The organism is Actinocatenispora comari (assembly GCF_017312725.1).
Taxonomy (GTDB): domain Bacteria; phylum Actinomycetota; class Actinomycetes; order Mycobacteriales; family Micromonosporaceae; genus Actinocatenispora; species Actinocatenispora comari.
The window spans coordinates 14,791-27,466 of sequence record NZ_BOPO01000049.1 but is presented as its reverse complement, the minus strand read 5'-3'; the positions used below and the strand labels follow the sequence as shown (position 1 = coordinate 27,466).

Genomic DNA, 12,676 nt, shown 5'->3' with positions numbered 1-12,676 from the left:
GCTGGTTGGGGATCGGTCGCCGCCACCGGCCGGAGAGCGTCAGCCGACCTGGTGGGTCGCGGCGAAACCGGCCGGATCGGCCGCCCAGCTGCGGACACCGGGCAGCAGGTCGTCGACCACCCGCCCGGACAGCTGCGCCGGCCCGGCCCGCCGGCCGAACCGGTCAACATACCCACCGATGGCACCGAGCCGCAACGCGGGGGCGATGTCGTTGCGCCAGTGATCGCCGATGCTGAGTAACCGGTGCGGCTGGGCGGCGGCACCGATCGAGTGCAGCAGCCGGGTGGCCAGCGGGATCAACCCGTCCGGCTTGCGGGCGCCGAACACCACCTCGGCGAACAGGTTCGCCACCCCGAGCCGGTCGAGCAGGGCGACCAGCCCGTCCCGCGGGCTGTTCGTCGCGAGCACCGGCAGGTAGCGGTCGCGCAGCTCGGTCACCAGCCGTACCAACGGTTCCGACACCGTGACCGGAACGGTGCCGTCGGCCATCCCGTACCGGGAACGCAGGAACGCGGCGTCCGCCAGCCGGCGCGGCACGGTACCGGCGATCGCCCGTACCGCCTCCCAGCCGTCGGCGGCGGCGACCGGGGACGTGCCGGCCAGGTACTCCTCGACGCCCGGTACGAGGGTGGGGTTGCCGGTGAGCGCGGCGAGTTCGGTGGCGTAGCACCGGATCGGCTCGTCACCGGTGTAGAGCGTGCCGTCCAGGTCGATCAGCAGGATGCCCTCGATCACTTCAGGCCCCCTGCCGCCGAGTACGCGCCGGTGACGAAGTGTCGTTGCAGCGCAAGGAAGAGGGCGAGCACCGGCAGCGTGGTGAAGGTGACCGCGGCGGACAGCCCGGTCCAGTCGGTGCCCTCGGCGCCGTAGAACGTGGCGAGGCCGACCTCGACCGGCTGCACCGAGGTGGACGAGGTCATGATGAACGGCCAGACGAACGCGTTCCACGAGCCCATGAACACGTTGAGCGCCACGATGATGACCGCCGGCCGCACCAGCGGCACCCCGATCGACCACAGCGTGCGCAGCCTCCCGGCGCCGTCCAGCTCGGCGGCGTCGAACAGTTCCGGTGGCAGCCCGGCGAAGAACTGCCGGACCAGGAAGATGCCGAACACGCTGCCGCCGAACGGGATGATCTGGATCCAGTAGGTGTCCAGCCAGTCGATCGTCTGCGCGATCACGTAGTCCGGGATCAGCAGGACCGTCTGCGGCACCATCATCACCGCCAGCACCACGGTGAACAGCGCGGTGCGCCCGCGGAACCGCAGCACGCCGAACGCGTACCCGGCGAGGACCGAGGTGACCACGGCGAGGACCACGGTGCACAGCGCGATCAGGACGGTGTTGCCGAACAGCCGGACCCACGGCGCCGCCGCCCAGGCGCGGGCGTAGTTCGCCCAGTGCCAGTGCGGCAGCAGCGACGGCGGGAACTTGTACACGTCACCGGTACGGGCCAGCGACGTGACCAGCACCCACCAGAACGGCCCCAGGAACGTCAACCCGACGACGACCGCCACGACACGGCGCAGTACCGGGCCTGCCACTCGTCGCCGGGTCGCCATCTACTGCCCCGACTTCATCGCGTCGACGGCCTGCTGCTGCGCCGAGCCGAGCGCCGCGGACGCCGACTGCTTGCCGGTGATCGCCGACTGCATCGCCACCGCGAGCATGCCCTGCGCCTGCGAGATCCACGGGTACGGCGGGTCCGCCTTGGCGGTCGTCAGCGCCTGCGCGGCGAACTTCTGGTACGGGTTCTTCTTGATGAAGTCGGTCATCTTCGGCAGCGCCGCCGGGGTCACCGGCAGGTAGCCGGAGTTCTGCGCCCAGTACGCCTGGGAGTCGGCGGAGGTGAGGAACCTCAGGTAGCTCCAGGCCGCCTTGCGCTCGGCGTCGGACGCCTTGGCGAACATCACGATGTTGGTACCGGCCATCTGGTTGGCCTGGGTGCCACCGGGGCCGGTGGGCAGCGGCGCGGTGCCCATCGGGAACTTCCCGCCGACCGCCTTGGAGTTGTAGTAGTAGCTGGCCACGCTGGAGATGTCGAAGCCGCCCTTGCCGGCGCCGAGCGCCACCTGGCCCGGGTAGTTCTTGCCGAGTGTCAGCGCGCCCGCCTTCTTCAACCCGACCAGGTAGTTCATCGCCTTGATCGCGGCCGGGCTGGTGAACTGCGGCTTGCCGTCGGCGGCGAACACCGGCGTGCCGTACGCCTGGGACAGGATCTCGAACCAGGCCTCGCCGCCGGCCGGGCCGGCCGAGCCGCCCGGGTCGATCGCGATGCCGACGTTCCCCTTGCCGGACACCGCCCTCGCCGTCGCGGCGAACTCGTCCCAGGTCTTCGGCGCGCTCTTTCCCTTGGCGGACAGCATCTTCGTGTTGTAGTACTGGATGACCACGCTCTTGTTGAACGGCCACATGTAGAGCTTGTGGTCGGCCGGCAGGTAGAGGTCGTCACGCACGCTGGGATACAGCGCCTTCAGGTCGGCGGGCTTCGCGTAGTCGGTCAGCGGCACCACCACGTTGCTCTTGGCGAACGTGGCCGCCCAGTCCGAGTACACCTGGCCGATCGTCGGCGGCTTGCTGGCCGACAGCGCCGCGGTCTCCTTGTTGCGCAGGGTGCCGTAGTCGGGCTCGACCTGCAGCTGGACGTCGATGTCGGGATGCGCCTTCTCGAACCGCTTGGTCAGCGTCTCCATCGAGGTCTTGAGCGTGCCCGAGCTCATCGCCTCCATGAAGGTGATCGTGGTCTTGCCGGACGACGAACCCGATCCGCAGGCGGCGAGCCCGCCCGCGCCGAGCGCGCACACCGCGAGCGCGGCGGCGACACGAGTCTTTCGCACTGGTACTCCTAGCTGAGGGTGGACCGACGGGTACGGAACTGCAGCAACGTGAACAGCGCGGTGACGACGAACAGCACGACGGCGAGCGCCGCCGCGTAGCCGGTGTGGAAGAAGACGAACGCCTCCTGGTACAGCAGGTAGCTCAGCGTGGTGGTGGCGTGCGCGGGGCCGCCCTCGGTCATCACGAAGAACTGGGTGAACGCCTGCAGCGAGGAGATCGTCGAGATGGTGACGACGAACAGGGTGACCGGCCGCAGCTGCGGCCAGGTGACGTACCAGAACTCCTGCCAGCGGTTCGCCCCGTCGACCCGGGCCGCCTCGCCCAGCTCGCCGCTGACCACGGCGAGGCCGCCGAGGAAGATCACCACGGTGAACCCGACCTCGTGCCACAGGCTGTAGGTCAGGATCGCCGGCATCGCGGTGCTGGACGAGTCGAGCCAGTCCACCGCCGGCAGGTGCAGCCAGCGCAGGATCGCGTTGGCCAGCCCGAACTGCGGGTTGAAGATCCACACCCAGACGATCGAGGTGGCCACCAGCGGGGTCACGTGCGGCACGAACACCGCCACCCGTACTCCAGACAGCCAGGAGCCGCCGCGGGACAGCAACAGCGCGATCGCGAGCGAGATCGCGGTACCGCCGATGACCATGCCGGCGGTGAAGTACAGCGAGGTCAGCGCGCTCGCCGCGAACGACGGGGTGGAGTGGGCGAACAGCTTGCGGTAGTTGTCCGCGCCGATGAACGTCGACTGCGACACGTTCAGCGGGTTCCAGTCGAACAGGCTGATCACGAACGTGTACGCGGTCGGCAGGATGGTGAAGATCGCGAAGATCGCCAGGGCCGGCAGGCTGAACAGCACCGCGGTCGGCCCGGACCGGTCGCGCGAGCGTCGCCGGCTCCGCACCGCGACCCCACGCCGGCTGGGTCGGTCTAGCTGCGTCGTCGCCACGGTCCCGTGCGTCCTCTTCCCGCCTCGCACTTCCAGTTTTCGGGAAGTTAAGGCGCCGAACGTGTCCCAAGAGTTAATCTGGAAAGTTCCGGCCATGAACGATGCCCGAGCTTACAAGCCGACTGACATGCCGGATAGGCCTCGCCCCGGCGATACGCAAACTGTTATGCCCGCGTTGCCCCGATCCCATATTCCGGACGGTTTCGCCCACGCTGCAGCTCGACGCGCGGCACGCCCCGGGCGAGCGCGAGGCAGACTGGGTGGGTGAGCGGTCACGGAGCCGCGCGGATCGTGCTCGGCACCTCCGGCTGGCAGTACCGGGACTGGCGGGGCGTCCTCTACCCGGCCGGGGTGCCGCAGCGGCGCTGGTTGGAGCACTACGCGGCGCGGTTCGACACCGTCGAGCTGAACAACCCGTTCTACCGGCTGCCCAGTCGCGAGACGTTCGCCGCGTGGCGCGAGCGCACCCCGGACGGGTTCGTCCTCGCGGTCAAGGCCAGCCGCTACCTGACGCACGTCCGCCGGCTGCAGGAGCCGGGTGAGCCGGTGGCCCGGCTGCTGTCACACGCCGCCGGTCTCGGTGACCGGCTCGGCCCGATCCTGCTGCAACTGCCGCCGACGCTGACCGTCGAGCCCGACCGGCTCGCCGCCACGCTCGCCGCGTTTCCCGCCGGCCAGCGGGTCGTGGTCGAACCGCGGCACGACTCCTGGTGGACGCCGCGGGTTCGGGACCTGCTGCACCGGTACGGCGCGGCACTGTGCTGGGCCGACCGGCTCGGCCCGGTCACCCCCACCTGGCGCACCGCCGACTTCGGCTACCTGCGGCTGCACGAGGGCGGCGCCGACCGGTGGCCGCGGTACCGGCGCGACGCGCTGCGCGGCTGGCTGGACCGCATCGGTGAGACGTTCGCCGACACGGAGACCTACGTCTACTTCAACAACGACCCCGGCGGCGCGGCCGTCGACGACGCGGTCGCCCTGGCCGGCCTGGCCCGTACCGCCGGGCTGTCGGTGACCGGCACGCCGAGCGAGGTGCCCGCCGCCGGCACCACCTGATGCGGACGGGATGCCCGATGTGCGGACTTCGTCGTGCTCTTGGCTCGTACCGGCGGGGCGAGCGACGGTGCGGCGCCGAAAATCGCTGGGCACGGCCCATATCCTGGGTCGTGTGGCTCCGGTGCTGACCCTGCTCGACGGCGTCCGCTGGCACGGGACGCCGATCTCCGGGGACCGCGCCCGGACGCTGCTGGCGCTGCTCGCCCTGCACCCGCACGCCGGCGTCGGCGATCAGCGGCTGGTCGACCGGCTGTGGCCGGACCAGCCGCCGGCCAACCCCACCAAGGCGCTGCAGGTGGTGGTCTCCCGCACCCGGGCCGCGACCGCCGCGGACGCGGTGCTGCGTACCCCGGGCGGCTACCGGCTGGGGCTCACCGACGACCAGGTGGACGTGCTGCGGCTGACCGCCGTCGTGCAGCGTGCCCGGCAGGCGCTCGACGCCGGCCGGGCCACCGACGCCCGCCGGCTGGCCGAGGACGCGCTGCGACTCGGCGGTGCCACCCCGGTACCGCCGGACGGGCCGCTCGCCGAGCTCACCGGGCAGGCGGCCCGGCAGTGCGCCGCGGCCCGGCGGATCGTGGGCGTGGCACGCAGCCTCGGCGGCGACCACGCCGGCGCGTTGCCGCTGCTGGAAGCGGTCCTGGCCGAACACCCCGGCGACGAGGAACTGCTCGCCCAGCTGCTCCGCAGCGAGGCCGCCGTCCGGGGCGCCGGACCGGCGCTGCAACGGTACGAGCGGCACCGCGTGGCGCTGCGGGACCGGCTCGGTGCCGACCCCGGGCCGGCGCTGACCCGGATGCACGCCGAACTGCTCGCCGCCGACCGGCCGGTCCGTACCGGGCTGTACTACGACTCCTCCGCCCTGCTCGGCCGCGACCGGGACATCGGCACGGTGCTCGGGCTGCTCGGCTCGCACCGGGTGGTCTCGATCGTCGGCCCCGGCGGGCTGGGCAAGACCCGGCTCGCGCACGCCGTCGGCCGGCGCTCCACCGCCCCGGTGGTGCACTTCGTCGAACTGGTCGGCGTCTCCGCGCCGGAGGCGGTGGTCGGCGAGGTCGGCGCGATGCTCGGGGTGCGCGACTCGGTCCGCGGCCGCCGGACACTGACCGCGCAGCAGCGCGCCGACGTGCGCGGCCGGATCGCCCGCCAACTGGACAGCGCCCCGGCGCTGCTGATCCTGGACAACTGCGAGCACCTGGTGGCCGCGGTGGCCGAGCTCACCGCGTACCTGGTGGCCACCACCCGCGACCTGCGGGTGCTGACCACCTCGCGGGCGCCGCTGTCGATCCCGGCCGAGCAGGTGCATCCGTTGCCGGAGCTGGCGAGCGCGGACGCGGCGGCGCTGTTCCGGCAACGCGCCCTGGCGGTACGGCCCGGCGCCCGGCTCGACGACGCCACGGTCACCGAGATCGTCACCCGGCTCGACGGCCTGCCGCTCGCGATCGAGCTGGCCGCCGCCAAGGTACGGGTGATGTCGGCGGACGAGGTCGCCCGGCGGCTGGCCGACCGGTTCGCGCTGCTGCGCGACGGCGACCGCAGCGCCCCGGACCGGCACCGCACCCTGCAGGCGGTCATCGAGTGGTCCTGGAACCTGCTCGACGACGCGCAGCGGCGGGCGCTGCAGTGGCTGTCGCTGTTCGGCGACGGGTTCACCCTCGACGCGGCCGAACGGATGCTCGGCCCGACGGCGCTGTCCGCGGTGCACGCGCTCGCCGACCAGTCGCTGCTGACCGTCCAGGAGACGGGTGCCGGGTTGCGCTACCGGATGCTGGAGACGGTCCGCGAGTTCGGCCGGCTCCGGTTGACGGAGGCGGGCCAGGCCGACGCGGCGCGGGCGGCCCAGCGCGACTGGGCGGTCGAGTACACCGAGCGGTACTCCTCGGCGCTGTTCAGCCAGGACCAGTTCGACGCGGCGGACGCGCTGCACGCGGAGGAGGGCAACCTCGGCGAGCTGCTGCGCCAGGCGCTCGCCGAGCCGGACCGGCCCACGGTGGTACACCTGCTGGCCGGGCTCGCGCCGCTGTGGTCGCTGCGCGGCGACCACCTGCGCCTCATCGCGCTGGGCGACGCGATCAGCGTCGCCCTCGCCGGCTGGGTCCCGCCACCGCACCTGGTCGAGACCACCCGGTCCGCGGTGGTCACCACCTTGATGAACGTCATGACCATCCTGGACGACGACCTGTCGCTGCCGCTGCGCGACCTGCTCACCCGGCTGCCGACCCGGCCGGACACCGATCCCCGCGTCAGCGCGATGGCGACCGTACTGCTGGCCTGCGATCCGGCCGAGGGCCTCGCGTCCCGGCGCCAGCTCGAACGGCTCCGGCACAGTGACGACGGCAACGTGGTGTTCCTGGCCGCGCAGATGGCGAGCTTCCTGCTGGAGAACGCCGGTGAGCCGGAGGCCGCGGCGGCGGCCGCGGAGGAGGCGCTGGCGCTGGTCGCGAACGACGAGGGTCCGTGGATGGCGGCCATCCTGCACGCGATGCTGGCGTCGCTGCGGCTGCGGTTGGGCGACCCGCGGCGCGCCGTCGAACACGCCCGCGCGGCGCTGCCGGTACTGGACCGGATGGGCTCGGTCGACGATCAGACGCAGATGCGCGGGGTGCTGTTCATCGCCGCGATCCTGCACGGCGAGCTGGCGACCGCCGAGCGCGAACTGGCCGACATCGCCCGGACCGTCGACGGGAAGGCGGTCTTCGGCAGCTTCGGGCTGCTCCACCTGTGTACCGCCGAGCTGGCGCTGGCCCGCGGCGAGCCGGAGCGGGCGCTGGCCGAGTTCCGGCTGGCGGTGCGCCGGGCGCGCGACTTCCGGGTACCCAACGCGGCGGTCGCCACCGGCGCCGAGCCCTGGGTGATGACGGCCGAGGCGGCGGCGCTGACCGCGTACGCCCGGTTCGCCGGGCCGGCGGACGTGCCGTTCGGCGAGCGGCTGTACGCCGACGCGGTCCGCAGCGTCCGCCGGCTGGTGTTCGGCGGTGCCGCGTTCCCGGACTATCCGGTGGCCGGCGCGCTGCTGTTCGGGCTCGCCAGCTGGGCGATCCTGCGCGACGCGACGCGGGCCGATCCGGCGGTCCGGCTGCTGGTGCTGTCCGAGCGGTTCGGCAGCGTGCACGTGGCGCCGGTGATGGCGCCGGAGCAGCTCGTCCCGCACGCCGAACGGATCGCCCCGGGCCACCTCGCCGCGATCCACGCGGAGTACGGGGAGCGCCGCGGCCCGGCGCTGCGGGACGAGGCCGGGCGGGTGCTGGACGAGGTGTTCGGACCGGACCCGGGCTGACCCGACGCCCGACGCCGGCAGAGCCCTGGATCGGGCCCCGCCGGCTCGGCGCCGTCAGCGGCGGATCACAGGTGCCGGCGGTAGCTGCGTACCGACAGCGGGGCGAAGACCGCCACGACCACCAGGCAGGCCAGCAGGGTCCAGCCCACCTCGGCGCTGATCGTGCCCTTGTTGGCCAGGTCGCGGGCCGCGGTGACCATGTGCGACACCGGGTTGACCCGGACGAACGCCTGCAGCCAGCCCGGCAGGGAGGTCAGCGGTACGAACGCGTTGGACAGGAACGTCAGCGGGAACATGATCATCATCGAGATGCCCTGCACCGCCTGGGCGCTGCGGGCGATCGTGCCGACCCAGGTGAACGCCCAGGCCAGCGACCAACCGCTGATGATCGCGAGCAGGATCGCGCCGAGCACCCCGAGCGCCCCGCCGTCCGGCCGGTACCCGACCGCGATGCCCATGCCGAACGTCAGCGTCGCGGCGATCGCGTACCGCACCAGGTCGGCCACCATCGGGCCGGCCAGCGGCGCGATCCGGGCCATCGGCAGCGACTTGAACCGGTCGAAGACGCCCTTCTCCATGTCCTCGCGCAGCTGGGTACCGGTGGCCATGCAGGTCGTCAGTACGGTCTGGGCGAGGATGCCGGGAATCATCAGCGGCAGGTAGCTGCGCACGTCACCGGCGATCGCACCGCCGAAGATGTACGCGAACATCGCGGTGAACAGGATCGGCTGTAGCGTCACGTCGAAGAACTGCTCCGGGTTGCGGCGCATCTTCTTCAACGCCCGCCACGCCATCGTCATCGTCTGGCTGACGACCTCGCGGGGGCTGATCCGGCGGCGCGCCGCGGCGACCCGGTCCGCCGGCCGCACCCGCTGCTCACCGAGCACGCTGGTGACACTCATCGCCGTTCCTCCTTCGTCGGAACGCCGATGAGGCACCACGGCACGCAGTACCCATGATTCACTCGCTGACGCTCACTCATCGCCGTTCCTCCTTCGTCGACTCGTCGTCCTGCGGTTCGGCCGGGTGGCCGGTCAGGGTCAGGAACGCCTCGTCCAGGCTGGGCTGGTCGACGCTGACCGACGCCACCCGGATGCCGGCGTCGCGCAGCGCGACGAGTACCTCGGCGGCCAGATCGGCCTGCTTCAGCGGCGCCTGCAGCCGGGACCGTTCCGGGCTGAGGATCGGGTCGAGCCCCAGTACCCGCCGGATCACGTCGCCGGCCGCGCCGGTCTGCTCCGGCTCGGCCAGCACCAGTTGCAGGCTGGTGTCGCCGACCGCCGCCTTCAACTCCTCCGGCGTACCCTCGGCGACCTTGCGGCCGTGGTCGATCACCGCGATCTGGTCGGCGAGCTGGTCCGCCTCGTCCAGGTACTGCGTGGTCAGCAGCACCGTGCAGCCGTCCGCGACCAGGCCCCGGATGGTGTCCCACATCTGGCCGCGGGTGTGCGGGTCGAGCCCGGTGGTGGGCTCGTCCAGGAAGATCAGCGGCGGGGTCGTGATCAGGCTCGCGGCGAGGTCGAGCCGCCGCCGCATCCCGCCGGAGAACTTGGCGATGGTCTTGTCCGCCGCGTCGCCCAGCCCGAACCGGTCCAGCAGCTCCACCGCGAGTTTCTTGGCCCGCGCCGACCGGATGCCGTGCAGCCGGCCGAACAGCCACAGGTTCTCCCGCGCGGTCAGGTTCTCGTCCACCGAGGCGTACTGCCCGGTGACGCCGACGAGCTGGCGGATCACGTGCGGTTGGCGGGCCACGTCCACGCCGAAGATCTCGGCACGGCCGGCGTCGATGCGCAGCAGCGTCGCCAGCATCCGCAGCGTGGTGGTCTTGCCGGCGCCGTTGGGGCCGAGTACCCCGAAGACGCCGCCGGTGCGGATCTCCAGGTCGATGCCGTCGACCGCGCGCTGCCCGCCGAAGGACTTGACCAGCCCCTCGGCGTGCACCGCGAGCTCGGCGCCCCCGGTACCCGACCGGCCGGACGGCCGCCGGGTGGTGTCCATGCTCGTGATGCTCATGCCCGTTCTCCACTTCGCTCCGAACGGGCCCGAGGCTCGAAGGCGCTGTGCTCGTGATTCGCTCGCTGACGCTCGCTCATGCGGCCATGGTGACCGGGGCCGGTTTCAGCTCGCCTTCACCGGGTTGCCGGCCGATCAGGCCAGATCCCGACGCAGTGGGGCGAAAACCGCGACCGCCGCCGCGACCAGCGTGTAGCCGAGCAGCACGAGCGCCCCGACGACCGGCGACACCAGGTGTATCGCGGTGGTCGGCAGCTGCGCCGCCATCGCGTCGGACACCTCGTGGAAGCCGGTCAGCGCCGCGGTCGCACCACCCGGAAGCAGCGGGTACGCGGCGTTCGCGCCCGGGATCATCATCAGCACCGGTTCACCCAGGTACAGGTAGCCGATCACCAGGCACAGCGCCGCCACCTGGTTGCCGACCAGCGCGCCCACCCCGACCCCGAGCAGCGTGTACACGGCCATCGCGACGGCGAGGCGGCCGAGCAGCCCGGCGACGGCGCCCACCGGTACGCCGACGGTCGAGCCGTGCCCGGCGGCCCCGGCGTACAGCCCGACCGCCGCGGTGCCGGCCAGCACGGCGCCGTAGCAGAGCCCGCCCACCGCGAACACCGCCAGCTTCGCGGTGAGCACCCGCCACCGGCTCGGCGCGAACAGGAACGTCACGTCGACCGTGCGGTGCCGGTACTCCGAGGTGACCGCCAGGGTGCCGAACGCCGCCGGGACGAACGCCGTGTACCCGAGGATGCCGAGCACCAGCCGCGCGCCGGCGGCGGTGTGCAGGCCGGGCATCGGCGGGCTGAAGTGTTCCGGACCGACCAGCGCCAGGCAGCCGACGAGCCCGCCGCCCAGCCCGGTCGCCGCGAGCAGCGCGATCCACCACAGCCGGGTGGCGAGCAACCGCCGGAACTCGGCCACGATCAGCTGTTGCATCGGTCGTCTCCCCGTCGTTGCGCGGTCAGGTCGAGGAACAGCCGTTCCAGGCCGGCCGGTTCGGCGGCCGGCCGCTGCACCGGCAGCCCGGCCGTGGCGGCCAGCTCGTCGTAGCCGCCGGCGGCGACCAGCCGCCCGTCGGAGACGAGCACCACGTCGTCGGCGGACTGCTGCACCTCGGCCAGCGCGTGGCTGGACACGAGCACCGTGCGGCCGGCGTCGGCCAGCCCGCGCAGGAACGTGCGCAGCCAGGCGATGCCGGCCGGGTCGAGGCCGTTGCCCGGCTCGTCCAGCAGCAGCACCGGCGGATCTCCGAGCAGCGCGGTCGCGAGCCCCAGCCGCTGCCGCATCCCGGTGGAGAACCCGGCGACGTGCCGGTCCGCCGCGCCGGTCAGCTCCAGCAGGTCGAGCAGCTCGTCGACCCGGCGGTCCGGGTACCCGCCCATCGCCGCGTACACCCGCAGGTGCGCGCGGGCGGTGTGCCGCGGGTGCACCGCGGCGCCCGGGAACGCGGCACCGACCACCGACGACGGCCGCGGAATCGACCGGTACGGCCGGCCGCCGATGCGTGCGGTCCCGGAGCTCGGCGCGACCAGCCCGACGATCATCCGCAGCGTGGTGGACTTGCCGGCGCCGTTGGGGCCGAGGAAGGCGGTGACCGCGCCGGGCCGCACCACGAAGCTGAGGTCGCGCACCGCGGTGACCTCTCCGTACCGCTTGGTCAGGCCGGCGACCTCGACCGCGACGCCGGTCATGCCGCCCACCGGGCCGGGTCGGTGCCGCGCACCTGCGAGGTGCGGTCGAACGGGGCGTGCGGTCGGTCATCGTCGAGCTGGACGGTGGCCATCGTGTTCCTCTCCTTCGGTCGAGGTCGGGCCGGCATCCCCGCCGGGTGCCGCGCCACCTTTGGACGGGTCGGCTCCCGCACTGGCTGCCGCGCCGCCCTTCGACAGGTCGGCAGTCTCGGCGGGTGCCGGGACACCCGACGACGGGTCGGTGCCGTCGGCGGGTGCCGCGTCGTCGGGCGACCGGGCGGCCCCGGCGGGCAGTACGACGGTGGCGAACAGCCGCGGTGTCCGGCCCGGCCGTGGGCCGTTGTCCAGCAGCGGCCGGACCAGCTCACCGAGCTTGCCGGCGAACTCGACGAACTCGGCGTCGTCGAGCTGCAGCACGAGCTGGTGGTAGCCGACGCCGTCGGCGATCGGATCGATCCGGTCGCGCTGCACGTACCGGGCGAACTCGGCGAGCAGGCTGGACACGAACGCGGTGAAGTAGCGCAGGTGGTCGTCCGGGCTGGCGTGGGCCAGCGCGTCGGGCGACAGCTCCATCCCGGCACCGGCCAGCCGGTACACCCGCTCCAGGGTGCCGCGCACCGGCCGCTCGGCGGCCACCTCCAGCACGCCGCCGGCGACCAGCGCGGCCAGGTGCCGGTAGAGCGAGGCCTGCGGCACGTCGGGCAGCTCGGCGCCGAGCTGCCGGGTGGTGCGCGGCCCGGTGGCGAGCACCCGGCCGATCCGGATGCGCACCGGGTGCAGCAGCAGATCGGCGCGATGGTCCCTCGGCATGCGGCTACATTATCATTCTCGATACTGATAATGAACGCCCGCCATCAG

Annotated in this window: 11 protein-coding genes; 2 read left to right on the top strand and 9 right to left on the bottom strand. The window is 72.7% G+C overall.

Features of this window, described 5'->3' with window-relative positions:
- Positions 1-39: 39 nt before the first annotated feature.
- The 4 genes from NUM_RS14260 to NUM_RS14245 are packed head-to-tail and all read right to left on the bottom strand — an operon-like array spanning position 40 to position 3,739.
- Positions 40-735 carry an HAD family hydrolase gene (locus NUM_RS14260; protein WP_207125318.1) on the bottom strand — a complete coding sequence of 232 codons (696 nt, stop codon included), beginning with the start codon at positions 733-735 and terminating at the stop codon, positions 40-42.
- The gene (locus NUM_RS14255; RefSeq protein ID WP_207125317.1) at positions 732-1,517 is read right to left on the bottom strand and encodes a carbohydrate ABC transporter permease; all 786 of its coding nucleotides are present in this window, start codon (positions 1,515-1,517) and stop codon (positions 732-734) included. Before NUM_RS14255 ends, NUM_RS14260 begins: the two co-directional genes overlap by 4 nt.
- Positions 1,518-1,562: 45 nt before the next feature.
- Positions 1,563-2,837, bottom strand: a complete 1,275-nt coding sequence (locus NUM_RS14250; RefSeq protein ID WP_207125316.1) for an ABC transporter substrate-binding protein — start codon at positions 2,835-2,837, stop codon at positions 1,563-1,565.
- An 8-nt stretch (positions 2,838-2,845) separates the two neighbouring features.
- On the bottom strand, positions 2,846-3,739 hold the full coding sequence (locus NUM_RS14245; RefSeq protein ID WP_207125315.1) for a carbohydrate ABC transporter permease: 894 nt from the start codon (positions 3,737-3,739) through the stop codon (positions 2,846-2,848).
- Positions 3,740-4,048: 309 nt separating this feature from the next.
- Between NUM_RS14245 and NUM_RS14240 the strand changes: the two genes are divergently transcribed.
- Positions 4,049-4,840: a DUF72 domain-containing protein gene (locus NUM_RS14240; RefSeq protein WP_225918565.1), complete on the top strand. Its 792-nt coding sequence runs from the start codon at positions 4,049-4,051 to the stop codon at positions 4,838-4,840.
- Between the two features lie 112 nt (positions 4,841-4,952).
- Positions 4,953-8,117: an ATP-binding protein gene (locus tag NUM_RS14235; protein WP_207125314.1), complete on the top strand. Its 3,165-nt coding sequence runs from the start codon at positions 4,953-4,955 to the stop codon at positions 8,115-8,117.
- Between the two features lie 65 nt (positions 8,118-8,182).
- Here NUM_RS14235 and NUM_RS14230 read toward each other — a convergent pair whose 3' ends face one another.
- The 5 genes from NUM_RS14230 to NUM_RS14210 form a co-directional block, all read right to left on the bottom strand.
- Positions 8,183-9,019, bottom strand: a complete 837-nt coding sequence (locus NUM_RS14230) for an ABC transporter permease (protein ID WP_207125313.1) — start codon at positions 9,017-9,019, stop codon at positions 8,183-8,185.
- Positions 9,020-9,095: 76 nt separating this feature from the next.
- Complete coding sequence (locus NUM_RS14225) at positions 9,096-10,115, bottom strand: ATP-binding cassette domain-containing protein (protein WP_207125355.1); 1,020 nt, start codon at positions 10,113-10,115, stop codon at positions 9,096-9,098.
- 150 nt (positions 10,116-10,265) lie between these two features.
- Positions 10,266-11,063: an ABC transporter permease gene (locus NUM_RS14220; protein ID WP_207125312.1), complete on the bottom strand. Its 798-nt coding sequence runs from the start codon at positions 11,061-11,063 to the stop codon at positions 10,266-10,268.
- Positions 11,051-11,818 (bottom strand): ABC transporter ATP-binding protein, encoded by a 768-nt coding sequence (locus NUM_RS14215; protein WP_207125311.1) that lies wholly within the window; start codon positions 11,816-11,818, stop codon positions 11,051-11,053. Before NUM_RS14215 ends, NUM_RS14220 begins: the two co-directional genes overlap by 13 nt.
- 66 nt (positions 11,819-11,884) lie before the next feature.
- The gene (locus NUM_RS14210; RefSeq protein ID WP_207125310.1) at positions 11,885-12,628 is read right to left on the bottom strand and encodes a helix-turn-helix domain-containing protein; all 744 of its coding nucleotides are present in this window, start codon (positions 12,626-12,628) and stop codon (positions 11,885-11,887) included.
- Positions 12,629-12,676 lie beyond the last annotated feature (48 nt).